Origin of the sequence: Rhizobium sp. YJ-22 (assembly GCF_029601685.1) — a bacterium.
GTDB lineage: Bacteria > Pseudomonadota > Alphaproteobacteria > Rhizobiales > Rhizobiaceae > Metarhizobium.
This window is the reverse complement of record NZ_JARRIR010000013.1, coordinates 98,081-119,559: the sequence shown is the minus strand read 5'-3', so window position 1 is coordinate 119,559 and position 21,479 is coordinate 98,081. Positions and strand designations below refer to the sequence as shown.

General features: G+C 63.8%; 18 protein-coding genes. 8 read left to right on the top strand and 10 right to left on the bottom strand.

The genetic code is table 11. The features are described 5' to 3' along the window. Nucleotides 1-516 precede the first annotated feature (516 nt). Nucleotides 517-2,004 carry an MFS transporter gene (locus P7F60_RS25050; protein ID WP_277920429.1) on the bottom strand — a complete coding sequence of 496 codons (1,488 nt, stop codon included), beginning with the start codon at nt 2,002-2,004 and terminating at the stop codon, nt 517-519. A gap of 633 nt (nt 2,005-2,637) precedes the next feature. Here P7F60_RS25050 and P7F60_RS25045 point away from each other — a divergent pair. From P7F60_RS25045 to P7F60_RS25030, 4 genes are all read left to right on the top strand, one after another. Next, on the top strand, nt 2,638-3,333 hold the full coding sequence (locus P7F60_RS25045) for a response regulator (RefSeq protein ID WP_277920428.1): 696 nt from the start codon (nt 2,638-2,640) through the stop codon (nt 3,331-3,333). Then, nucleotides 3,317-4,372 carry a HAMP domain-containing sensor histidine kinase gene (locus P7F60_RS25040; protein WP_277920427.1) on the top strand — a complete coding sequence of 352 codons (1,056 nt, stop codon included), beginning with the start codon at nt 3,317-3,319 and terminating at the stop codon, nt 4,370-4,372. The genes P7F60_RS25045 and P7F60_RS25040 overlap by 17 nt, the downstream gene beginning before the upstream one ends. Before the next feature lie 212 nt (nt 4,373-4,584). Next, nucleotides 4,585-5,355 carry a DeoR/GlpR family DNA-binding transcription regulator gene (locus tag P7F60_RS25035; protein WP_277920426.1) on the top strand — a complete coding sequence of 257 codons (771 nt, stop codon included), beginning with the start codon at nt 4,585-4,587 and terminating at the stop codon, nt 5,353-5,355. A gap of 22 nt (nt 5,356-5,377) precedes the next feature. Then, nucleotides 5,378-5,878: a GNAT family N-acetyltransferase gene (locus P7F60_RS25030; protein WP_277920425.1), complete on the top strand. Its 501-nt coding sequence runs from the start codon at nt 5,378-5,380 to the stop codon at nt 5,876-5,878. 58 nt (nt 5,879-5,936) lie between these two features. Here the strand turns inward: P7F60_RS25030 and P7F60_RS25025 are convergent, their stop codons facing one another. After that, entirely contained in the window at nt 5,937-6,173 is a 237-nt protein-coding gene (locus P7F60_RS25025; RefSeq protein ID WP_277920424.1) for an Lrp/AsnC ligand binding domain-containing protein, read from the bottom strand. Between the two features lie 66 nt (nt 6,174-6,239). Continuing rightward, on the bottom strand, nt 6,240-7,139 hold the full coding sequence (locus P7F60_RS25020; protein ID WP_277920423.1) for a LysR family transcriptional regulator: 900 nt from the start codon (nt 7,137-7,139) through the stop codon (nt 6,240-6,242). Between the two features lie 147 nt (nt 7,140-7,286). Between P7F60_RS25020 and P7F60_RS25015 the strand changes: the two genes are divergently transcribed. Both P7F60_RS25015 and P7F60_RS25010 read left to right on the top strand, forming a co-directional pair. After that, the gene (locus tag P7F60_RS25015; protein WP_277920422.1) at nt 7,287-8,570 is read left to right on the top strand and encodes an FAD-binding oxidoreductase; all 1,284 of its coding nucleotides are present in this window, start codon (nt 7,287-7,289) and stop codon (nt 8,568-8,570) included. Between the two features lie 47 nt (nt 8,571-8,617). Then, nucleotides 8,618-10,156 (top strand): aldehyde dehydrogenase family protein, encoded by a 1,539-nt coding sequence (locus tag P7F60_RS25010; RefSeq protein ID WP_277920421.1) that lies wholly within the window; start codon nt 8,618-8,620, stop codon nt 10,154-10,156. Nucleotides 10,157-10,239: 83 nt separating this feature from the next. Here the strand turns inward: P7F60_RS25010 and P7F60_RS25005 are convergent, their stop codons facing one another. From P7F60_RS25005 to P7F60_RS24980, 6 genes are all read right to left on the bottom strand, one after another. Continuing rightward, nucleotides 10,240-10,623, bottom strand: coding sequence for a VOC family protein (locus tag P7F60_RS25005; RefSeq protein ID WP_277920420.1), 384 nt, complete (start codon nt 10,621-10,623; stop codon nt 10,240-10,242). Between the two features lie 126 nt (nt 10,624-10,749). Next, nucleotides 10,750-12,555 (bottom strand): ABC transporter ATP-binding protein, encoded by a 1,806-nt coding sequence (locus P7F60_RS25000; protein ID WP_277920419.1) that lies wholly within the window; start codon nt 12,553-12,555, stop codon nt 10,750-10,752. A 2-nt stretch (nt 12,556-12,557) separates the two neighbouring features. Beyond that, nucleotides 12,558-13,418, bottom strand: a complete 861-nt coding sequence (locus tag P7F60_RS24995) for an ABC transporter permease (RefSeq protein ID WP_277920418.1) — start codon at nt 13,416-13,418, stop codon at nt 12,558-12,560. Beyond that, nucleotides 13,415-14,365 carry an ABC transporter permease gene (locus tag P7F60_RS24990; RefSeq protein ID WP_277920417.1) on the bottom strand — a complete coding sequence of 317 codons (951 nt, stop codon included), beginning with the start codon at nt 14,363-14,365 and terminating at the stop codon, nt 13,415-13,417. Before P7F60_RS24990 ends, P7F60_RS24995 begins: the two co-directional genes overlap by 4 nt. Before the next feature lie 11 nt (nt 14,366-14,376). Then, nucleotides 14,377-15,894 (bottom strand): ABC transporter substrate-binding protein, encoded by a 1,518-nt coding sequence (locus P7F60_RS24985; RefSeq protein WP_277920416.1) that lies wholly within the window; start codon nt 15,892-15,894, stop codon nt 14,377-14,379. A gap of 86 nt (nt 15,895-15,980) precedes the next feature. Continuing rightward, nucleotides 15,981-17,462, bottom strand: coding sequence for a M81 family metallopeptidase (locus P7F60_RS24980; protein ID WP_277920415.1), 1,482 nt, complete (start codon nt 17,460-17,462; stop codon nt 15,981-15,983). A gap of 720 nt (nt 17,463-18,182) precedes the next feature. On the opposite strand from P7F60_RS24980, the gene P7F60_RS24975 reads away from it, so the two are divergent. Further along, nucleotides 18,183-19,046, top strand: coding sequence for a MurR/RpiR family transcriptional regulator (locus P7F60_RS24975; RefSeq protein ID WP_277920414.1), 864 nt, complete (start codon nt 18,183-18,185; stop codon nt 19,044-19,046). A gap of 19 nt (nt 19,047-19,065) precedes the next feature. On the opposite strand, the gene P7F60_RS24970 is transcribed toward P7F60_RS24975, so the two are convergent. Beyond that, a complete protein-coding gene (locus P7F60_RS24970; RefSeq protein WP_277920413.1) occupies nt 19,066-20,427 on the bottom strand; it encodes an aspartate aminotransferase family protein in 1,362 nt (453 codons plus the stop codon). A gap of 121 nt (nt 20,428-20,548) precedes the next feature. Between P7F60_RS24970 and P7F60_RS24965 the strand changes: the two genes are divergently transcribed. Then, nucleotides 20,549-21,424, top strand: coding sequence for a LysR substrate-binding domain-containing protein (locus P7F60_RS24965; RefSeq protein WP_277920412.1), 876 nt, complete (start codon nt 20,549-20,551; stop codon nt 21,422-21,424). The last annotated feature ends 55 nt before the right edge of the window (nt 21,425-21,479 follow it).

The window sequence follows — 21,479 nt, the reverse complement described above, 5'->3', positions numbered from 1 at the left end:
TCTCGACGCCATCATGGCCGCCAAGAAGCCGAAGCCGGTGCAGGACCGCCTCGAAAAGGCCGTCGCTGCGGCGAAATAAGGCATTTCCCGCAAAAGTGCGATGCGGGGAGGGCCGTCATCGACGGCACTCCCCGTTCCCGACCGGCACCGATAGTTGCCAAGCCGTGGTTCCCTCATCGAAGCCGGCCGTCCGTGACGGTAGGATACTCATGCGTTGCGCCCATCCCGATGGAGTCTTCGAGCATGGCGGAACGATCGCTCCTGCCGGCAACGAGGATGGCGAGAACCGAGCCGCAGAGCATGCCGACAAGGCAGATTGCGGGAAGCATGCGGTGGAGCGTCAAAATGGTTCTTCCTTCATGCGGTTGAGTCCGTGCGGCGCCCGGAAGCGCCTTGTCGTCATGCCCGTCCGGGATGGAGTTTTCGCGGATCGATTATTGCGGCCTCGTGGAGCGGAATGATCGATCGATCGTCGTCGATCCCTGTGAACCGGGCTTGTGACGGGCCGAACCGTTCTCAGCTATGTTCCGCCGCAGAGGGAGCATTCCTGAGCGCCGCGAATACCGCCAGCGCCAGAAGACCGATCACGATCGCGACAGACAGAAGAACCGAGCCATGCGCACCGACGAATGCCGTCTTCGCAGCCGCTACAATCTTCGATCCGTCGTCGCCACCGAGTTTGTGGGCAAGCGTCATGGCTTCGCCGATCGAGTTCGACGCGCCGGGATGCGCGGCGTCCAGCGCGAACGACGCCCTGTAGAGCGAATTCACCATCACGCCGAAGATGGTCACGCCGATGCCTGCCCCGAGTTCGTACCCCGTGCTTTCAAGCGCACCTGCCGCCCCGGCCTTCTCTTTGGGCGCGCCTCCCATGATCGCCACGGACGACGCCAGAAGACCGACGCCCAGGGCAAACCCGAGCACGCCAAGCAGCGCCGGCACGGTGAGGTAGTGATCGTCGGCAAGGTTGGTGAAAGACAGTCCGGCAAGCGAAACGGACGCGGCCAACATCGAGAGGGTCGCAACGGGGCGCAGACCGAACCACGTCGCAAGCTTTCCGCCAACCGGCCCGCCGATGGCGGCAGCGACGACGAGCGGAAGCATGAAGACACCCGCCTCCAAAGGCGTCCTTCCCAGGACGAATTGGAGCTCCTGCGCAAGGACGAGCTCGAAGCCAGCGAGGGCACCGCTTGCAACGAAAGCCATCAGCAATCCCGCCGCGATGACCGGATTCTTGAGCAAAGCGATGTCCAGCATGGGCGACACCGAGCGGATCTGCAGGCGCGCGAACCAGACGATGAGCACGAGGCCGATCGCGAACGGAGCGACGGCGAACAGATCCAGCCCCGACTTGAACCCGGCCTTGATGCCGTAGATGGTGAGCATAAGCGCGGCGACCAGCAACAGGGCCTGGCGCGGATCCCACGGTCCGCTTGAAGCACCTGATGTCTCGGGAACCAGTCTCCACGCCATCGGAATGACGATCATCATGATCGGCACGTTGACGAGAAAGGCCGCGCCCCACCAGAAATGCTCGAGAAGAAGGCCGCCGGCGAGGGGTCCGACGGCAGCTCCGGCCATTCCGACGACACTCCAGACGCCAAGCGCCGTGGCGCGCTCGGCGTCATCGTCGAAGGACTGGCGAATGAGCGCGAGGACGCAGGGCATGATCATCGAAGAGCCGATTCCGAGCGCGGCGCGGGCAGCGATCAGGGGTATCGCCGCCGGCGAGAACGCCGCGGCCACGGACGATACCGTGAACACGGCGAGGCCGATCAGAAGCATCCTGCGGTAACCGATCCGATCGGCGAGCGTTCCCATGGGAACAAGCAGGCCCGCCATGACCAGCGGATAGATGTCGATGATCCAGAGCACCTCGTTTCCGGATGCGTTCAGCGCCAGCGTCAGCGAGGGGACGGCAATGTGGAGGATGGTCATATCGACCACCACCGGGACAAAGGCCAGCATGACGGCGAACAGAATGTACCAGCGATCGGGATTCATCAAACACCTAACGGTAACCAAGCGATCTCTCGCGAATTGACGACATGGGCGGGGTCGTATCCTCGTCGAATGGCCTGATCAATACGGGCATGCCGCCTCCGGTGAGGACACGGTTCGACGACGACAGGGCAGGGTCCCTTTCATCCGGCGCATTCCTATGCTTTCAGGAGCACCAGGAAAGCGACGAGGTACCCTGTCGCAACCAGCGAGGGCATGATATAGGCGAGGGGGCTGCTGAGGTCGCTGACCAGGGACATCGTTGCCATGATGTCTCCCAGAAGAGCGACGATGACCGCCACAATGAACGCGGCTCGCCTGCTCATCCTCCGCTCCGCTCAGCCAGCGTCTTCCCTGTCCTCGACCTGCATTCGCGCATGGGCCACGCGTTGCGCGCGGCCCCCATCAGGACGGTCGTCGCTGCGGCAAGAACCGGAGGCCGGCGAATGGATCGGTTCAGTTTCAGGAACATACAGGTCATACCCTTCGCACGAAGCGAGACGCTCGTGTTTCAGGCTTGACCTAAACCGCGAAGTGTTGGCCGATCGTCCCTATTTCGTGGAGGTTTCGTGGAGAAGTGTGAAATCCGTTTGACGGCGCGTGCTTTAGGTCTCTTTCTCAAGGCTGGAGGTGAGCATGGAAAACGCTCTTGTACTGATCGTCGAGGACGAGCCGGAAATCTCTGATATCCTCGAACGCTACTTCGCGCGCGAGGGCTACCGCGTGCTGGCAGCCGGAGACGGTGAGATCGGCCTCGCCCATCACCAGCGGTTGAGGCCGGACATCGTGGTCCTCGACGTGAACCTGCCCAAGTTGGACGGAAATTCCGTCCTGGCGACCATCCGGCAGCGTGGCGACACCCCTGTCATCATGGTGACGGCGCTCGCCGACGACCTCGACAAACTGCACGGGCTGAGAGCCGGTGCCGACGACTACGTGGTCAAGCCGTTCAACCCGGCCGAAGTCGTCGCGCGGGCGCGCGCGATCCTGCGAAGAACCAATGCGGCGAGCGCGCCGAACAAGGTGCTGAGGATCGGGCGGCTGTCGATCGATCCGGTCGCCTTCGTCGCAACCGTCGAACAGGGTGAGACGCGTGTCGCCTTGCCGTTGACCCGGACGGAGTTCAGGATCCTCGAATTCATGGGCGGCTATCCGAACCGGGCATTCGAGCGCGGCGAGATCGTCGATGCGTGCCTGCCGGAGGGCGACGCGCTCGACCGTACGGTCGACAGCCACATGAGCAAGCTTCGCAAGAAGCTGGACGCCGCCGGTGTGGGCGGTCTCCTCAACGGCGTTCGCGGGGTTGGGTATCGGCTTGGCGAACCTGGTTAGCAACAGCCTCAACAGGCAGATCATCTGGTCGACCACGACCGTCGCCTTCGTGGCGCTTTCCGTGATGTTCTTCGGCTGGACCATCTACTTCTACGCCTGGGACTGGCTTTATCCGAACCAGGTCTCGCCTGAAGGCTGGTCGCCGACGGACTTCGTCGTGCTCGGCATCAATGTTGCGATTGGCCAGGCGGTCGGGGCCTATGTCGGCTGGAGGTTGGCGCAGCGCCTGGTCAAGCCGCTGGACGCCGTCACCCAGGCGGCCCGCGCCATCGCCGAGGGCAACTTTGCCGGACGCGCGACGGGCGAGGGAACCTTTGGCGAGGTCGACAGGATGATCGCGGATTTCAACCGTATGGCGGAGGAACTGCAGCGGGCCGAGGCTGAGCTCAAATATTCGAACTCAGCGATTGCCCACGAGCTTCGCACGCCCTTGACCGTTCTCCGGGGCCGGATACAGGGTCTGGCGGACGGCGTGTTCGAGCCAAGCCGGGAGACGTTCCTCGGTCTTGTCAAGCATGTGGATTCCCTTACCCGAATCGTCGAGGATTTGAGAACCCTGTCCTTGATGAATGCGGGACGGCTGGAATTGCGCGTTTCCAACTTCGATCTGGCCGAGGAAATCGAAGATGTCGTGGCTTCGACGAAACCCGCGATCGCTGCCCAGAAGATCGACGTGACCTTGGAACTGGCGAACGTCACGGTAAACGCCGACCGCGCGCGGCTCAGGCAGGCGGCCTTGGCGCTTATCGACAATGCGATCCGCTATGCGCCGGGCCAGAGCCTGGTGATCGCACTCGACGCCGTTCCCGGTTTTGCCCGGCTGACGATAGCCGACAAAGGCCCTGGCATGACCCGGAGCGAACGGGAGAAGGCCTTCGAGCGTTTCTGGCGCGCCGACGATGCAAGGACCCGCAAGAGCGGCGGTTCCGGCCTCGGACTGTCGGTCGTAAAAGCCATCGCGGAAGCCCATGGTGGAACCGCCAGCATCGAGGATCGCGAGGTCGGAACGACGATCATGATATCGATACCCAGGGAATGATCGCGGCAATCATCCACCTCGGCGCAGAGCATGCGGCTTTCCTGCAAGGGGCAACCCATTGGCATCGTTCGTGAGCCTCACTTCACCCCGAACCCTTCCCAGGAACAATGCAAGTTCGATAATTGACGTTATGGAACCGAAACGGGCCAGTCGACAGGGGGGCCTCGGCGATGCTACATCGTCCAGGGGCCGGACCGCATGGGGATCACCGCGTGAAGCGTGAAGAACGCAGACAGGAAATCATCAACCTGTTGGTCGAGCATCATGCCGTCGATCTCGACGATCTCGCCAAGCGTTTCGCCGTCTCGAAGATGACGGTGCATCGCGATCTCGACGAGCTGGAAAGTGCGGGCGTGCTGCGCAAGGTGCGTGGCGGCGCCACCATCGATGCCGGCACGCAGTTCGAGAGCGATTTCCGTTTTCGGCAGTTGCAGGAGGCCGACGTCAAACGGGCGATCGCCGAGGCCGCGCTCGATCTGGTCGAGCCCGGCATGACTGTCATCGTCAATGACGGCTCGATGGCCGCCGTTCTCGGCGAGGCGCTTCTCACCAAGCGGCCGATCACCGTCGTCACCAACAATGCCGCTGTCCTGCAACGCATGCAGGGCGAAAGCGGCGTGACGCTGATCGCGCTCGGCGGCATCTATTCCGACAAGTTCAACGCCTATTTCGGGCTGGTCACCGAGGAGGCGCTGTCGCATCTGCGCGCCGATATCGCCTTCATCTCGGCGCCCGCCGCCGCCGGCGCCTTCGCCTATCATATGGACGAGCGCATCGTGCGCGCCAAGCGCGCCATGATCGCCGCCAGCCGCCAGGCCTGCCTGATGATCAACAGCCGAAGGCTCGGCCATACCGCGCTGCATGTGCTGGCGCGGCTCGACGAATTCGATACCGTCATTTCCGACAGCACCCTGCCCGCCGACATGCAAAGCGCGCTGGAGGGAACGGCGGTGACGGTGACGATCGCCGCGACAACAGAGTAATCCCGATCGAAGAGGACAAATCATGCAGGACCTGCCCGCCATTCGCAAGGCGACCGTCGAGGATGCGGACCAGCTGCTTTCGGCCATAAGAATCATCGGCGACCATCTCGGCACCCCCGAACGCATCACCGCCAGCGCCGAGGATCTCCGCCGCCACGGCTTCGGCCCCTCGCCCGCCTTCACGGCGCTGATTGCGGAAATCACTGGCGAATTCGCCGGCATGTGCCTGTTTTTCAGAAGTTTTTCCACCTGGCGCGGTCAGCCGGGAGCCTATATCCAGGATCTGGTCGTGCCGGAGAAATTTCGCGGGCGAGGCGTGGCCGAGGCACTGTTGCATCGCACGGCACGGCATGTGCGCGCCGAAGGCGGCGCTTACCTGCGCCTCTCCGTCGACGCCGCCAATGCCGGCGCCCAGCGTTTCTACGAGCGCATCGGCATGGTCCTCCAGCCGCAGGAGCGCATCCACGCCATTTACGGCGAGGCATTCGACTTGCTGGCCGGCCTGGAAGAGAGTGGCGTCTGAAGACGCTTCCGGCACAATTCCGGACGGGAAATCGCTTCACGCCTTTCCTGGAATTGCTTCAGAACGCCGTAAACGTCAACGTCGTCAGCGAGCGGATGATGCCGGGGATATTGGCAATGTGTTCGTTGACGAACTTGCCGATATCCTTGTCCTCCTGCACATAGACCTTCATCAGCAGGTCGTATTCGCCGCTGGTGGAATAGAGTTCGGACACGAGTTCTGTCTTGTAGATGGCGTCGGCGACCTCATAGGTCTTGCCCGGAGCGCATTGCAGCTGAACGAAGATGGGTTTCATGGCCGAATATCCTGCGAAATCGAAAGCTCGCCTTCCTTACGCCAAACGCGGCCCGCTGAAAACCGTTTAACCACCCTCCTTCGCCACCGCCGCGATCCAGTCGCGAAAGGCGGCAAGCGGCGGATAGGCCAGCCGCTCCGTCGGGCAGGCAAGGAAATAACGTCCGCCGCCGTCGATCTCGCCATCCTGGAAGGCCTCGACCAGATCGCCGCGCCGCAATTCCTCCTCGAACAGGAAGCGCGGCAGCAACGCCACGCCGAGCCCGGCGACCGCGGCTTGCGCCGCCGCGGTGAACTGGTCGAACAGCATGCCGTGGACCGTCGGTTCCGGGACGCCATGGCCGATCAGCCATTGCTCCCAGGCATCCGGCCGCGAAGTCAGATGCAGGAGCGGCACCTGCAGGAAGTCGCCGGGCTGTTGCAACCGGTGCCGGTCGCGGAAATGTGGGCTGCAGGCCGGCAGGATACGTTCGCCCATCAACGGCGTCAGTTCCGCGCCCGGCCAAATGGAATCACCGAAGTGGATCGCCGCATCGATGGAGTCGAGCTTGAAATCGAAGGGCGACAGCCGCGTCACCAGATTGACCGACATGCCGCGATGGTGCTCCAGGAAACCGGCCAGCCGAGGCATCAGCCAGCGGTTGCCGAAGGCCGGCAGCACCGCCAGCGTCAGCGTGCCGCCATCCGGATTGGCGCGCAGGTTCAGCGAAGCGGTGGAGATGCGCCGCAGCGCCTCGCGGATTTCCCGCGCATAGGCATCGCCCGCCAGCGTCAGCCGGATGGTCTGGCGCTCGCGAACGAACAGCTCGACGCCGAGATGGTTTTCCAGTGCGCGTATCTGCCGGCTGACGGCGCTTTGCGTCAGATCCAGCTCACGGGCGGCGATAGTGACGCTGCCCGTGCGCGCCGCCGCTTCGAAGGCGGAAAGCAGCGAGAGCGACGGCAGAAAACGGCGGGCATGCAGCATGATCAGGTTATTCCTTCGCGGAATGAACTCTTGAGAATATGTCGATATTCACGACGCCGGCGGCGCTGTAAAGGCTGCGATGAGGGAAGACGTGCCGAATTCTCGCATGCATGCGACGGCGGACGGCATTCCCCTATGGTGAACACGATGCTGAACGATCCCCGCTCTCACGGCCTCTGGGAAAAGACCGCCCCGCCCGCCCCCGCGGCGCCGCCGCTGCAGGGTGTTGCGACGGCGGATGCCGTCATCATCGGCGGCGGTTATACCGGCTTGTCCTCGGCGCTGCATCTGGCGGAAGCTGGCAAGCATGTCGTGCTGCTGGAAGCGGTGGATTTCGGCTTCGGCGGCGCCGGCCGCAATGTCGGCCTCATCAATGGCGGCATGTGGGTGATGCCGGATGATCTGCCGGGCGTGCTCGGTTCCGTCTATGGCGAACGCGTCCTCGCCCTGCTCGGCGAAGCGCCGCTGGTGGTGCGCGGCCTCATCGAAAAACATGAGATCGCCTGCGAGCTGGAAACCGGCGGCACGCTGCATTGCGCCGTCGGCGCGGAAGGCTTCAAGGAATTGGAAGAGCGCCAGCGCCAATGGTCGATGCGCGGCGCGCCGGTGCGGCTGCTGGATGCGCGCGAAACCGCCGCGCGGCTCGGCAGCAGTGCCTATGCCGGCGCCCTGTTCGATCCCCGCGCCGGCACCCTGCAGCCGCTCGCCTATGCCCGCGGCCTTGCCCATGCCGCGCAAAAAGCCGGCGTTGAGCTGCATGGCGAAAGCCGCGTCGAAAGCTGCGAGCGGGCTGGCAATGGCTGGCGCGTCGCGACCGCCCAAGGCTCCGTGACCGCGCCCTGGGTGATCGTCGCCACCGATGCCTATTCCACCGGCCCCTTCGCCAGCGTGCGCGAGGAGCAGGTACATCTGCCCTATTTCAATTTCGCGACCGCGCCGCTCGGCGACAACCTCAGGCATTCGATCCTGCCGGGCCGCGAAGGCTGCTGGGATACCAGGGAGATCCTCTCCTCCTTCCGTATGGACAAGGCGGGAAGGCTGGTGTTCGGCAGTGTCGGCGCCTTGCGCAACACCGGCCTTGCCGTGCATCGCGCCTGGGCGCAACGCTCGCTGAAGCGGATTTTCCCGCAACTCGGCGAGATCGGCTTCGAGGCCGAATGGTATGGCAAGATCGGCATGACCACCGATGCCGTGCCGCGCTTCCACCGCTTTGCCGATGGCATCGTCGGCTTTTCCGGCTATAACGGCCGCGGCATCGCGCCGGGCACGGTGTTCGGCCAGACGCTGGCGCGGCTCGTCCTCGGCGAGATGAGCGAACAGGATCTGCCGCTGCCGCTAACAGAACCCACTGCCCAGCGCTTCCGCGCCGTCAAGGAAGCGTGGTATGAGGCCGGCGCCCAGGTGGCCCATTTTGCCGGCGAGCGTTTTTAAGCGCGCCGGACTGAACCAGACAACGACAACCCACGGGGGAGACATCCATGACCGTTGCAAAACTCGACCTTGCCGCAGAGGTGAAGTCCATCCTGAGCGAACTCGGCGTTGCCGAAAACGCCTATACCGGCGGCACGCTGACCGTCACCTCGCCGGTCAACGGCGAAGTGATCGGCCGTCTGCCGGAGGATTCGCCGGAAGCCGCCAACCGCAAGATCGAAGAGGCGCACAATGCCTTCCTCGAATGGCGCAAGGTGCCGGCGCCGAAGCGCGGCGAGTTGATCCGCCTGCTCGGCGAAGAACTGCGCGCCGGCAAGGCAGCACTTGGCCGCCTTGTCTCGCTGGAAGTCGGCAAGATCACCTCCGAAGGTCTTGGCGAAGTTCAGGAAATGATCGACATCTGCGATTTCGCCGTCGGCCTGTCGCGCCAGCTTTACGGCCTGACGATCGCCACCGAGCGCTCCGAGCACCGCATGATGGAAACCTGGCATCCGCTCGGCGTCGTCGGCATCATCTCGGCCTTCAACTTCCCCGTCGCCGTCTGGTCGTGGAACGCGGCGCTGGGGCTGGTCTGCGGCAATGCCACCGTCTGGAAGCCCTCCGAAAAGACCCCGCTGACGGCGCTCGCCTCGCAGGCGCTGCTGGAGCGCGCCATCAAGCGTTTCGTCGCCGAAGGCGGCGTTGCTCCGGTCGGCCTGTCCTCCGTCCTGATCGGCGACCGCGCCATCGGCGAGCTGCTGGTCGACAACGTCAAGGTACCGCTGGTTTCGGCCACCGGCTCGACCCGCATGGGCCGCGAAGTCGGCCCGCGCCTTGCAAAGCGCTTCGCCCGCTCGATCCTCGAACTCGGCGGCAACAATGCCGCAATCGTCTGCCCGAGCGCCGATCTCGACCTGACGCTGCGCGGCGTCGCCTTCGCCGCCATGGGCACGGCCGGCCAGCGCTGCACCAGCCTGCGCCGCCTCTTCGTTCATGACAGTGTCTACGATGCCCTCGTTCCGCGCCTGCGCAAGGCTTACAGCTCGGTCACCGTCGCCAGCCCGCTCGAAAACGGCACGCTGGTCGGCCCGCTGATCGACAAGGCCGCCTTCGACGGCATGCAGAAGGCGCTCGACGGCGCCAGGACCGCCGGCGGCAGCATCACCGGCGGCGACCGCGTCGATGTCGGCGCCGACAATGCCTATTATGTCCGCCCGGCCCTCGTCGAAATGCCGTCTCAGACCGGCCCGGTCGAGCACGAAACTTTCGCGCCGATCCTTTATGTGATCAAGTACAGCGATTTCGACGAAGCACTGCGCCTCAACAACGCCGTGCCGCAGGGCCTGTCGTCGTCGATCTTCACCAACAACATGCAGGAAGCCGAAACCTTCGTCTCGGTTCGCGGCTCCGATTGCGGCATCGCCAACGTCAACATCGGCCCCTCCGGCGCCGAAATCGGCGGCGCCTTCGGCGGTGAAAAGGAAACCGGCGGCGGCCGCGAATCCGGCTCCGACGCCTGGAAGGGCTACATGCGCCGTTCGACCAACACCATCAACTACGGCAAGACCCTGCCGCTGGCCCAGGGCGTCAAGTTCGACGTCGAATAAGCCAAGCCGAATGCAAAAGCCCCCGCGCGGACACCGCGCGGGGGCTTTTTTGCTGTCGAAACCGAAAACCGGCACCTGAGGGATCAGAGTTTCTGGATGAACTCGACCTTCTCGGCATTCGGGCCATTGATCGTGAAATAGCGCACGCCGCGCTCCCAGAAGGGCAGTTCGCGAATTCCGCCTTCGATCGCCTGCAGGCCCGCCTTCGAAATGACCTCGAAAACCGACTCGATATCGATGACGTCGATGGCGATGTGATCGATCGCGCCGGAAAGGCCGGCTGCCGGTCCTTCCCAGATCTCGACGACGAAATCCCGCAGCTTCAGGAAAACCACCCGGCTGTCGCCGTTGCGCGTCTGGTGGAGGATGTCGAAGCCGAGGCCGGTGTAGAAGCGAACCGAAGCTTCCATGTCATTGGTCGGGATGCCGACATGCTGCAGCCCCGTTGCATATTGGGCGATATTCATCGTTGCGTCCTTCCGCCTCTTGCGCGACCCGAGGCGATCGCCTTCGACTCGGAAACCGAAATATCGCTCCTCTTACCCTGTTATGCACGGAATGTCGTGGGGGTTGGCGCGTCGGCAAGGTGCCGGCTATGCCGCTGCGGCGGTTTCCTGCACGAAGTGACCTGACGAAACTTCGCGGTAAATCCGTTTCGGCGGCACATAATCGAAGGGACGCACGGGGCTCTTGATTTCCTCGCCAAGCGGCGGGCGGGCTTTGCCGCGCCGCGATGGATCGGGGATCGGCACGGCCGCGATCAGGCGCTGCGTATAGGGATGCTGCGGATTGTCGAAGATCGCCGCGCGCGGGCCGATCTCGACGATTTCGCCGAGATACATCACCGCGACACGATGGCTCATGCGCTCGACCACCGCCATGTCATGCGAGATGAACAGGTAGGAGAGGCCGCGCTTTTCCTGCAGGTCGAGCAGCAGATTGCAGACCTGCGCCTTCACCGAGACGTCGAGCGCCGAAACCGCCTCGTCGGCGACGATCAGCTTCGGATCGAGCGCCAGCGCCCGGGCGATGGACACGCGCTGCCGCTGGCCGCCAGAGAATTCATGCGGAAAACGCTCGGCCATGGCGGCGGAGAGGCCGACCTGATCGAGAAGTTCGACGACGCGCGCCTTTGCCTCGCGCTTGCCCATCAGCCCATGCGCCAGCATGGGTTCGGCAATCGCCGAACCGATGGTGATGCGCGGATTGAGCGAGGCGAAGGGATCCTGGAAGATCATCTGCGCGGTGCGGCGCACCGCACGCATGTCGCGCCCGCCCGCCTGCAACACGTCCCGGCCCTCGACCTTGATCACGCCGGCGGTCGGATTGTTGAGTCGGATGATGGCGCGGCCGGTGGTCGACTTGCCGCAGCCGGATTCACCGACCAGCGACAGCGTCTCGCCCGGGCGCAGGTCGAAGGACACGCCTTCCACCGCGTGGACGCGGCCGGTCGGCAGGTCGAAGCGGATGGTGAGATCGGAGACCTGCAGGATGGGCGCGGCTTCCGCCGGAACGGCCTTCGCCTCCCGCCCGTCGATGGCCTCGCCCGTCTCGGCGTCGACTTCCGGGAAGCGTTTCGGGGCCTTGGCCTCGCCCATAGTCCCGAGCCTCGGGATCGAGGCGAGCAGCGATTTGGTATAGACTCGCGCCGGCGCGGCAAAAATATCTTGCGTGCGGCCGGTCTCGACCATGTCGCCGCGGAACATCACCACGGCGCGGTCGGCGACTTCGGCCACCACGCCCATGTCGTGGGTGATCATCAGCACGCCCATGTTCTCCTCGCGCTGAAGCTCGCGGATGAGATGCAGGATCTCGGCCTGGATGGTGACGTCGAGCGCCGTCGTCGGCTCGTCGGCGATCAGCAGTTTCGGCCGGCAGGCCAGCGCCATGGCGATCATGACGCGCTGGCGCATGCCGCCGGAGAATTTATGCGGATATTCGTGCAGCCGCGTCTTCGCCGCGGGAATGCGCACCCGCTCCATCATGCGCAGCGCCTCGGCCTCGGCCGCCGACCAGGACAGGTTCTGGTGGAGCACCAGCGCCTCGGCAAGCTGGTTGCCGATGGTGAAGACCGGGTTGAGCGAGGTCATCGGCTCCTGAAAGATCATGCCGATGGAGCCGCCGCGCACCGAGCGCATCTCGGCTTCGTAAGCTTGCAACAGATCCTTGCCCTGCAGCAGGATGCGGCCTTCGCAGCGGGCCTTGCCGGCCGGCAGCAGGCGCATGGTGGAGAGCGCCGTGACGCTCTTGCCGGAGCCGGATTCGCCGACGATCGCCACCGTCTCGCCGGCATCGACATGCAGGCTGATATCGCGGATGACGGCGCGCCAGCCGTCCGGCGTCTTGAAGGAGGTGGTCAGGTTCTCGATTGACAGAACCGGTGTAGCCTTTTCACGCATGATCAGCTTTCCTTCGCAAGGCGCGGATCGACCAGATCGCGCAGGCCGTCGCCCAGCAATTGCAGCGACAGGACGGAGAGGACGATGGCGAGGCCAGGGAAGATCATCAACCAAGGCGCATTGTTCATGAACTCGCGGCCGGACGCCAGCATCGTGCCCCAGGTGGGCATGTCGCTGGAGACGCCGACGCCGAGGAAGGACAAGCTGGCTTCCGCCAGCATCGCCGAGGCGAAGACGAAGGTGGCCTGGACAAGGATCGGCGAGGCGAGGTTGAGCAGGACGTGACGCATCAGCACCTGCCAGGTCGGCAGGCCCATTGCGACGGCCGCCTCGATATAGGGCAGTTCGCGCAGCACCAGCGTCGAGCCGCGCACGATGCGGGCAAGCCGAGGGGCATAGGTGATGCCGAGCGCGATGATGACGGTCGCCAGCGACGGTCCCAAGGCCGCGACCAGCGCGATGGCCAGCAGGATATCCGGAAAAGACATCATGGCATCCAGCAGGCGCGAGATCGGCGCGTCGAGCTGGCGGAAATAGCCGGCGGCGACCCCCATGATCACGCCGAGCACGGTGGAGATGAAGACGACGCCGAGGCTGACGAGCAGCGAAATCCGCCCCGCATAGATCGCCCGCGAGAAGATGTCGCGGCCGAACTCGTCGGTGCCGAAGAGATGGGTGAGCGACGGGCCCTTGAGCTTGTTGACGATCGACAGCTTGTTGGGCGCATAGGGCGCGATCAACGGAGCCAGGATGGCGGCGAGGACGACGAGCGCCAGGACGATCGCGCCAAGCAGAATGGCGCGGTTGCGGAACAGGCGCCGCAGGCCGGCCACGACAGGCATGGTGGTGGAAGCGGCCATCATAGGCGGACCCTCGGATCGACGAGAATGTAGAGCATGTCGACGATGAAATTGATGAGCACGTAGATTGCGGCGACAACCAGCAGCGTGCCCTGGATGACCGGATAGTCGCGCCGCAGCACGGCCGAGACCACCAGATTTCCGACCCCCGGCAGGCCGAACACGGTTTCGGTGACGACGGCGCCGGCGACCAGCATGGCGACCGACAGGCCGATGACGGTGATGATCGGGATCAGCGCGTTCTTCAGCGCATGCTTGAGGATCACCCGGCGCTCGTTCGCCCCCTTGGCGCGGGCTGTGCGCACGTAGTCCTCGCCGAGGACATCGAGCATCGCGGCACGGGTGAAGCGGGTGATCAGCGCCGAATTGACGACGCCGAGCGCCACGGCCGGCAGCACGAGGTGGTGCAGCCGCTCCAGGAAGGGCGTATCCGGGCCGCCATAACCGGAGGCCGGGAACCAGCCCGTGCCGACCGCGAAGACCTGGATGAGCATCAGCCCCAGCCAGAAGCTCGGCACGCTTGCCGCCACCATGGTGAGGGTGACGACGATCTGGTCGAAAAGCGTGCCGCGCCGGACGGCGGAGAGCACGCCGACCGGCAGCGCGATCGCCACCGCGATGAGGATCGAGAATAGCGTCAGGAAGAAGGTCGGTTCGGCGCGCGCGGCGAGCGCCTGCGTCACCGGCTGGTTCAGGAAGATCGACTGGCCGAGATCACCCCTGAGGATGCCGCCGACGAACTGCCCGTACTGCACGATCAGCGGCGCATCCAGCCCCATCCTGGAGCGCAGTTGCGCGATGTCTTCCGGGGTCGCATCCGACCCCAGCATGACCGCTGCGGGGTCGCCCGGGGTGACCCGGACGATGATGAAAACCACCGTCACGACGAGGGCAAGCACGATCAGCATGCCTCCCAGCCGGTGCAAAAGTCCCCAGGAAATCCTCGCCATGGCCTGTCGCCTCACTTTTTCGGGGTGACGTTCCAGAAATGCGGCCAATAGGTCGGCGTATAGCCGCCGACCGACGCGCCGACACCCGTCAAGCCGTTGAAATTGCCGACTTTATAGAGCGGCGCATCGTCATAGATGACCGTCTGGATGCCTTCCCAGGCCTTGGCTTTGGCGGTGTCGTCCAGCGCGTCCATATAGGCTTTGACGGCGGTCGCCTTCTGCTGCGAAACATACCAGCCCGGATAGGTGTCGGTAATGGTGTTGATCGTCGTCGGGTCGCCGGGAAAGTTGGAATGGGTGATGAAGATGTCCCACTCCTTGGGATCGCCGCGCCGGGTGGTCAGCGTCGCCCAGTCGACCACCTGCATGTCCACCTTGAAGCCGGCTGCTTCGAGATAAGCCTTGGCGACTTCGCCGAGCTTGTAGTGGAACTCGTATTGGCGGCTGGTCAGCAACCGGATCGGCGTGCCGTCATAGCCGGCTTCGGCAAGCAGCTTGGCGGCGGCTTCCGGATCGCCTTCGCCGTAACGGGCGACGCCGGCTTCGGTGTACCAGGCCGAACCCTTGGGGAAGAACGAGCCGTCGATACTGAAGAACCGCTCGTCCGAGAAGGCGGCGAGCATCATATCGGAGGCGTTGAGCGCGGCCTGGACGGCCTGGCGCAGCGGCTTCTTGGTGAGAAGACCCTCCTTCATATTCATGTTGAGCGACACCCAACCGGAATTTTCGAAGATCACCGGCTTGGCGGTGCCGCTGGCCTCGATGCGCTCATAGGTGCTGACCGGCAGCGAGTCGGCGAAATCGAACTGGCCGGAGATCAAGCCCTCGACACGGGTATTGGCATCGGGAACCGGAACGAAGCGGATTTCCTTGGCGATGGCCTCGCGCTTGCCGGCATAATTGCTCGGCTCGCCTTCCGGCGACTTGTAGCCATCGAAGCGGACGAGCTGGGTGTACTGGTCCGGCTTGCGCTCCTTCAGCACATAGGGGCCGGTGCCGACGAATTCGGTCAGCGTGTCGGCGATCTTTTCCGAGGGCATGATGACCGAGGCCTGCGACAGCGTGGCGAGCAGCGGCGCATAACGCGACTTCAGCTTGAAGACGACGGCATGGTCGCCGTCCTCGGTCAGGCTTTCGACGATGGTGGCGACCTGCTTGCCCTTCGGATAGAGCGCCATCCAGCGCTTCAGCGAGGCGGTGACGTCCCTGGAGTCGAGATCGCTGCCATCATGGAATTTCACGCCTTCGCGGATCGGGATGCGATAGGTCAGTCCGTCCTCGGAGATCTCGGGCATGGAGGCGGCCAGCAGCGGCACGGACTTCCACTGCGCGTCATAGGTATAGAGGGTTTCGAAGATGTGCTGGTCGATGGTCAGGACGATGTCGGTCGCTGTCTGCATGACGTCGAGGGTTGGCGGTTCGCCAATGGTCGCGACAGTGAGAACGCCATCGCCCTGCGCCTGTGCGAGAGCGAGGCCGCTGGTTCCGGCCAGCGCCGCAAGCGTTGCGAGAAGAAATGCACTTTTCATCGGGTTCCCCTTTCGGATTGAGCGACCTTGGCGGTCCCTGTCTTTTCAAATGCACGGTTGCGAAGACCGCCGGCTCGGTTCGCGATCTATGATTCCAGCCCCAGGGGATCGGCGACGCGCGGCCACAATTCCAGGCTGGCCTTGCGGTACGGGGTCGTCGCGGGATCCGTCGGATAGGAGGTCGGCGCGGCGACATAGACGATCTCCGAAGCGATCGGCTGGAAGCCGGCATGGAAATGATTGGTCGACTTGACCAGCAGCAGCGCCTTGCCGGCGAAATCGATGCCCTGGTTCGAGAAGATATCCGGCTCGTAGGTCTGTGTGCGGCTGGTGATCAGCACGATATCCACCGTCGTACCGATCGGTCGCACCACGGCGGTCCTGCCGAGCGTCACGCGGCTGTTGCGAAAGCTCTGCCAGCCGGCATCGAAGACACCTTGCACCGTCACGCGCAGATCCAGCGGCTCGCCGCCCTGGGGGCCGCATTTGCCGCCGACGCGCAGGTCGAGTTCTGCCCCCTCGCCGGCCGCATGGCAGAAGGAAACGGCGATCGGATCCCAGATCGTCGCCACGCCGACATGTTCGATGCCGCGCTCGATAATCCGCCGCAGGATATGGGTGGCATCGCCCGCCACGCCGCCGCCGGGATTGTCCCAGACATCGGCGACGACCGCCGGCTTGTCCGGCCGGGCGGCGCGCAGGTGGAGAGCACGGTCGAGCCCGGCCTCGGTGTCCAGCATCGGCATGGTCGTGCGCTTGCGCATCCCGTAAAGCTCATGGCCGAGCGCCTTGGCGAGCGCATCGCCCTTGGCTCTGTCGTTGTCGGTGACGACGACGATGCGGGTGCCCATGTCCGGCACGTCGCCGGCCATGAAGCCGTGGATAACCGAGGCGGAGAGGATGCCGTCCTTGCCTTCCAGCGCCATCAGACGGTCGACGAAGGAGCGCATCGGCTCGCGGCTGGTCGGATAGATGGTGATCATGCGGCAATCGAAGGTGGAGATGACCGGCTTGATCTCGCCCCGCAGCGTGCGCAGCGCCAGCTCGACGACATGTTCGCCGCGCTGCTCGAAGTCCGTATGCGGAAATTCGAGGAAGGCGGCCATGATATCGAGACTGGCGACGCGCAGCGTCGTCAGATGGCTATGCGGGTCGAATTCGGCGGCGATCAGCACATCCGGCCCGACCAGGGCCCGAACCTTCGACAGCAGATCGCCTTCGGGATCGTCATAGCCCTGGGCAACCATCGCGCCATGCAGGCCGAGCACTACGGCATCGACCGGCATCGCCGCCCGCAACTCATCGAGGATCTGGTCGCGCAGCATCTCATAGGTGCGGCGCTGGATGAGACCGGCGGGCTCCGCCCAGCAGGAAGTACCTTCGATGACGGTAAAGCCTTCCGCGCGCGCCCGGCGCCGCAGGATCGGCACGACCGAGGAGCAGAGCGTCGGCGTTTCCGGATGCTCGCCCGGCCCGGCATAGAACGCCGCCTTGAAGGCGTTCAGATCCGTCGGGACGGGGGAGAATGTGTTGGTTTCGGTCGCAAGCGACGCGGTGAAAATGCGCATGAACAATTGATCCGATCTTCTTCAGCCGTGAGGACACGCGTCCGCCCTCGCCGCCTCTTTCGAGGTACGACCGCTCGTTTTCGTTACGCTGAGTGGATGAAACGTCTCATTCGGCACCGCCGCCTATGGCAAGCATCGGCTCGGCACCACGACTGATCGCAATCAGACGCCGACTATGCTCTATAAGAGCGATATCGCTGATATTTCCTCCCGCCACCGCCTCAAGGTGTAATTAATTTTCTTGGATAAGGAATAAATGGATCGAAGTCAATCAGATTTTCGGTAAGCAGCATGAATTGTGAAAATTGATTTCTTTCAGCTTTGCATTTCATGAAATCGTTAAATCAACCAAAACGGCAAACGCTAGACCAGATCGACTTAAATTCCTTATAAATCAAAAAGTTAAATTGTATTCTCTCAAATAAGGCACTCCCTCGTCGCCGCAACACCGCTGAAAACGCTGAAACCGAATTTCGAGACCGCCTTCGCCCGCGCGGCTGGACCAAATCGCTCCCCAAGTCGGGATCGATGTGAAATCAACCGATTGTATCGTCAAAAGAATGTCCCGAAAGCCGCGCCTCGAAACACACTCAGGAAATGCCTTCGCCTGAAATCGCATTGCCGCCCGCCAATAGTGTGGTATGAAACCGCGTTCGAAAGAAATTCATTTTCATGAACGCGTTGCGGCCCGTGGGCCGTCAGTTCGAACCGGAGCCGTCAATGGATCTCTTCCACGCCCTTTCAGACGAAGACGGCCGGCTTGCCGGCCTGGACAAGAAGCTCGCCCATCTCGTGCTGAAGGATGTCGAGGCGGTGATGAATGCCTCGATCAGCGAGCTTGCCGAGCGCGCCGGCGTTTCCCCGCCGACGGTGACGCGCTTCTGCCGGCGGCTCGGCTGCCAGGGCTATTCGGATTTCAAGGTGCAACTGGCGAAGATGCCCTATGTCGGCCTGCGTTACCTGGTGCCGGAGACGCCAACCGCGACACCGGAAGAAGTCGCCGAGGATATCGTCGCCAAGGCGCAGAACGCGCTGTTCCAGTTCCATCGCCAGATCGATCTCAAGGCGATGAACCAGGCCGCCCACCTGCTGCGCGGTTCCGAATTCATCTATGCCTTCGGCGCCAGCGGCAATTCGGCGATGATCGTCAATGAGTTGCACAATCGCCTGTTCCGGCTGGGCTGCCGCATCAATTCCTCCAACGATCACAACATGAACATCATGCTTTCCGCCTCCGCGCTACCCGGTACGGTGGTCTTCGCCTCTTCCTTTACCGGCCGTGACCTCGGCGTCGTCGATTGTCTGGACGTGCTGCGCAAGCGCGCCATCCCGACCATCGTCATCACCCAGAGCGGCTCGCCGGTCGCCACCGCCGCCGATGTGGTCATTCCCATCGACCTGCCCGAGGGCAAGAACATCTTCCGCCCCACCTCCACCCGCTATGCCTATCTCGCAGCCATCGACATCCTTGCCAACCTCGTCGCCTACGCCGACCGCGGCAAGGCCACGAAGGCCCTGCGCAACATCAAGGAGGAACTGGTCAGACGGCGCGACGGCGACGATCGCCAGGTGCTGGGAGACTGAGATTCCGGTCGATTCCCGATCAGCCGGCGGCAATCGCCTGTTCGACGATGGCGAGCGCCCTGTCGAGATCGTCGCGCGCAATCACCATCGGCGGCGAGAGCGTCATGACGTTGCCCTGGCTGATCTTGAGGCTTAGCCCTGCTTCCAGGCAGCGATAATAGGCGCGTTCGGCCAGTCCGTTGTCGGGTGCGAAATCGGCGCGGTCGGCGACGATTTCGACGCCGAACAGCAGGCCGCGGCCGCGCACGTCGCCGATGGCGGTGCAGCGCTCGCCGAGGCTGCGCAGCCGGTCCATGGCATAAGCGCCGAGTTCGGCGGCCCGCTCCGCCAGACCCTCTTCCCGGATGATGGCAATCGTGGTCAGCGCCGCCTTCGATGTCACCGGGTTCTTTTCGTGGGTATAATGGCCGATGGCATAATCCCCGGCGACATCCAGATCGCGCCGCGCGATCACACCGGCGATCGGCAGGATACCGCCGCCGAGCGCCTTGCCGAGCACGAGAATATCGGGGATGACGCCGTCATGCTCGCAGGCGAAGAAACGGCCCGTCTTGCCGAGGCCGGTCGGGATCTCGTCGAAGATCAGCAGCGTCCCATGCCGGTCGCAGGCCTCGCGCACCATTTTCCAGAAGCCCGGCGCCGGCGGATTGGGGGTCGCGCGCATCGGCTCTGCAACCAGAGCCGCGAAATCGCCTTCGCGGCCAAGCACGTAGGAAATCATGTTGGCGCAGGCGCGGGCTGAACTTTCGAGATCGTCGTGGCCATAGGCGCAACGGCGGCTGGCCCAGGGTGCGACATGCTCGGCGCCCGGCAGCAGCGGACCGGCGATCCCGGAGCGGAATGTCGCCTCGCCGCCCACGCTGGAAGCGCCGAAACCGGCGCCATGGAAGGCATCCCAGAAGGACAGCGTCTTGAAACGGCCGGTCGCGGCCCGCGCCAGCCGCAGCGCCACCTCGATCGCATCCGAGCCGCCGGTGGTGAACAGCACCTTGCTAAGATCGCCCGGCGCCAACCGCCCCAGGGTCTCGGCAAGTTCCACCGCCGGCTCACAGGTGAAACGGCGCGGCGCGAAACAAAGGTCATCTATCTGCGCCTTGATCGCCTGCTTCAATCTGGGATGACCATAGCCGATGTGATGGACGCTGTTGCCGTGGAAATCCATGTAGCGCCGCCCCGCCATATCCTCGATCCAGATCCCTTCCACCCTGGCGATGGCGCTGAGGCAGGGGCTCGAGAGACTCTGGTGCAGAAAGGCGGCGGCATCCCGCGCCACCAGCGCGCTGGTCCGCTGATCGCCGATCCGGGCATTCCAGGCGCCGCGTGCGGCGGAGGTGTTGGCCTCGCCTTCGGTGTGAACCAGCGTGGATTCAGTCGGTTTCATCGCTTTCTCCGATCGTCGCTACGCAAAATCCATCGCATCTTTCTCAAAGGGAATAAAATCGATAATATAGCTTTCATTTAAGAATTCTTCGATATCATGAAGTGACCCGGAGGGCCCGTCCATGCGCTATGTCCAGCTTCGCGCTTTCCACCATGTGGCATTGTCCGGCAGCTTTTCGCAGGCTGCGCGCGCCTTGCGGCTGACGCAGCCGGCAATCTCCGATCAGGTGCGCTGGCTGGAAGAGGCCTATGATGTCGCCCTGTTCGTGCGAAAACGCCGGCAGATCGAACTGACGCCGGCTGGCGCCCGGCTGCTGGTCGCAACCCGCCGCCTATTCGACGCGGAAGGCGAAGCGCTGGGCGTCCTGCAGGAGGAGCGCTCGCTGCGGGCCGGCACGCTGCGCATAGCCGCGGACTCGGTCGATCACGTGCTCGAAGCGCTCACCGTCTTCCAGACCCGCTTTCCCGGCATCCAGATCAGGATCGTCGGCGGCAATTCGGAGGAGATCGTCGAAGATCTGCTGAATTATCAGGTGGATATCGGTGTCCTCGGCGACCTGCGCGACGACCGCCCGTTCGAGGTGCTTTCGCTCAACCTCTCGCCGGTGGTGCTGTTTGTCGCGAAATCACATGCCCTCGCCGGCCGTGCGAGCATGTCGCTCGACGCGCTGGCCGCATGGCCGCTGATCATGCGCGAGGAAGGTTCGCGTACGCGGCAGATGTTCGAGGCACTCGCCCGAGCGCAAGGCGTGACGCTGCGCTACGCCATCGAGGCGGAAGGCCGCGAAGCCGTCCGCCGTCTCGTCGCGACAGGCATAGGCGTCGGCATCGTTTCCGAGGCCGAATTCGACGACGATCCGCGCCTCGTCAAGATCGCCCTCGACCACCAGCCATTGACGATGCACGAAAAGCTGATCTGCCTGAAGGATCGCCGCAACGGCAAGGCCATCCATGCCTTCTTTGCGGTCGTCCGAGAACTGGGCGATCCGAACCGCTAGGCAACCTCTTGATCGGCGATCCCGCCGCCGCGTGCTTTTTCCACAAGCGCAGGGA

Bases quoted from the DNA above. Each gene is read 5' to 3' on its own strand.
- P7F60_RS25050 (WP_277920429.1), bottom strand. From the start codon at position 2,004: ATGAATCCCGATCGCTGGTACATTCTGTTCGCCGTCATGCTGGCCTTT.
- P7F60_RS25045 (WP_277920428.1), top strand. From the start codon at position 2,638: ATGGAAAACGCTCTTGTACTGATCGTCGAGGACGAGCCGGAAATCTCT.
- P7F60_RS25030 (WP_277920425.1), top strand. From the start codon at position 5,378: ATGCAGGACCTGCCCGCCATTCGCAAGGCGACCGTCGAGGATGCGGAC.
- P7F60_RS25025 (WP_277920424.1), bottom strand. From the start codon at position 6,173: ATGAAACCCATCTTCGTTCAGCTGCAATGCGCTCCGGGCAAGACCTAT.
- P7F60_RS25020 (WP_277920423.1), bottom strand. From the start codon at position 7,139: ATGCTGCATGCCCGCCGTTTTCTGCCGTCGCTCTCGCTGCTTTCCGCC.
- P7F60_RS25015 (WP_277920422.1), top strand. From the start codon at position 7,287: ATGCTGAACGATCCCCGCTCTCACGGCCTCTGGGAAAAGACCGCCCCG.
- P7F60_RS25010 (WP_277920421.1), top strand. From the start codon at position 8,618: ATGACCGTTGCAAAACTCGACCTTGCCGCAGAGGTGAAGTCCATCCTG.
- P7F60_RS25005 (WP_277920420.1), bottom strand. From the start codon at position 10,623: ATGAATATCGCCCAATATGCAACGGGGCTGCAGCATGTCGGCATCCCG.
- P7F60_RS25000 (WP_277920419.1), bottom strand. From the start codon at position 12,555: ATGCGTGAAAAGGCTACACCGGTTCTGTCAATCGAGAACCTGACCACC.
- P7F60_RS24995 (WP_277920418.1), bottom strand. From the start codon at position 13,418: ATGATGGCCGCTTCCACCACCATGCCTGTCGTGGCCGGCCTGCGGCGC.
- P7F60_RS24990 (WP_277920417.1), bottom strand. From the start codon at position 14,365: ATGGCGAGGATTTCCTGGGGACTTTTGCACCGGCTGGGAGGCATGCTG.
- P7F60_RS24985 (WP_277920416.1), bottom strand. From the start codon at position 15,894: ATGAAAAGTGCATTTCTTCTCGCAACGCTTGCGGCGCTGGCCGGAACC.
- P7F60_RS24980 (WP_277920415.1), bottom strand. From the start codon at position 17,462: ATGCGCATTTTCACCGCGTCGCTTGCGACCGAAACCAACACATTCTCC.
- P7F60_RS24975 (WP_277920414.1), top strand. From the start codon at position 18,183: ATGGATCTCTTCCACGCCCTTTCAGACGAAGACGGCCGGCTTGCCGGC.
- P7F60_RS24970 (WP_277920413.1), bottom strand. From the start codon at position 20,427: ATGAAACCGACTGAATCCACGCTGGTTCACACCGAAGGCGAGGCCAAC.
- P7F60_RS24965 (WP_277920412.1), top strand. From the start codon at position 20,549: ATGCGCTATGTCCAGCTTCGCGCTTTCCACCATGTGGCATTGTCCGGC.